Raw genomic sequence first — 1,340 nt, forward strand, 5'->3', positions numbered from 1 at the left:
CCCTAAGTACACTTTGAAGATATTGCTGCCGCATTCAGAGAAAAAGCCAAAGTAGTGACTTTCACGTCCCATAAACGGTTTACTGACCAGCGCGATATTTTTCACGTTATCCAATTTGAGGTGACCATGCAGCCCACCTTCTCGCCCCATTAGGTTGTAATAACCACGCGCAACTTTGCCTTTCGGAAAAGGCGCTTTCACCTCGAAAATGGAGCCGAAGGAGTGTACGATCGTCGTCACTGGGCCAAAGCCAACTAGGCTTTCAAGGATTGTTTGCGCTTGTTCACCCGGAGCAATCGCAACCATCTCTTGCGGCAGTGCAGCGACAACATCAAATTCTGTCACACCTAAACGCTCTGCCATTGCGGCAGGCAGAAGTTGAGGTTCTTGTTCCAATAGAGCTTCTACCTGTTGCTTGATTGATTCCATTTTGTTTTCCATCTTTTCTTCAATTTGTCTTCATTAATTATTGGATACTTTTGGCACGCTTTCGTTCATCTCTGATGTCAGTACCTGAATACATGCTTGCGCTAACGAAACGGCCCAAAAACTGCCCGCTAAAGTAAGCACTAAGCTTCGCTCTTGAAGCTCAACTAAGCCTTTGTCTTGCCATACTTTAAACAGCGGCATGAGAAAATCGAACGTATCGCTACCCATAAACATCGGCAGTTTACTTGCCTGAACAATGCCTCGGTCAAACCCGGATTTTAGCGCTGCAAATAATGGCTCTAATGGGCTGTGCTTCATCATCATCGCAATCGTACTTTGCCCTTCATTCACCGCTTTGATGTAGGTGTCTAAAGTGCGGTGCAGCATCACCCCGTAGCCGCCAATGTTGCCACCAGCACCGCATCCAATCGGTAACACTTCTGCGTACGTCTTGGCTAAGCTGTTGTATAGGCTACGCTCACGGTTATCGACGGCCCAGTGGTTCACGCTCAACTGCTTCATGTGGTGCTTCGCCATAAAGTTCACACCTAGCTCATACATGCCCGCTTTCTCTGGCGTCGTCGCTGGTGGTGGGATCTTGCCTTTTTCAACGAGATTGAGCATTGGCGCAGTTCCACCCACGACCAACTGATACAAATCCAAGCCATGCGCGCCTGTCGACATAAAATCGTTAAGATCTTGTTCAAGTATTTCTTTGGTTTGATAAGGCAAGCCGTACAACAAGTCGATGATGACTGGGATTTTGTCTTCCTTCGCCAGTTCCGAAACGCGTTTAAGTACGTCTTCTCTATCATCAAGACGCTTTGCACTGCGACGAACTTGAGTGTTGAAGCTCTGCACGCCAAAAGAGAAGCGGTTAAAGCCGCCATCTAACGCACCTTGATACAACT

The 1,340-nt window shown here is 47.6% G+C and carries 1 protein-coding gene and 1 pseudogene; both read right to left on the reverse strand.

Annotated elements, in window-relative coordinates; all coding sequences use genetic code 11:
- Positions 1 to 429 (reverse strand): heme utilization cystosolic carrier protein HutX (gene hutX, locus R7P72_RS24580; RefSeq protein ID WP_318110910.1); only part of this gene is annotated, 429 nt, incomplete at its 3' end.
- 33 nt (positions 430 to 462) lie between these two features.
- Positions 463 to 1,340, reverse strand: a pseudogene (locus R7P72_RS24585) (heme anaerobic degradation radical SAM methyltransferase ChuW/HutW); the annotation flags it as partial.

Origin of the sequence: Vibrio sp. Vb0888 (assembly GCF_033338835.1) — a bacterium.
Classification (GTDB): domain Bacteria; phylum Pseudomonadota; class Gammaproteobacteria; order Enterobacterales; family Vibrionaceae; genus Vibrio; species Vibrio alginolyticus.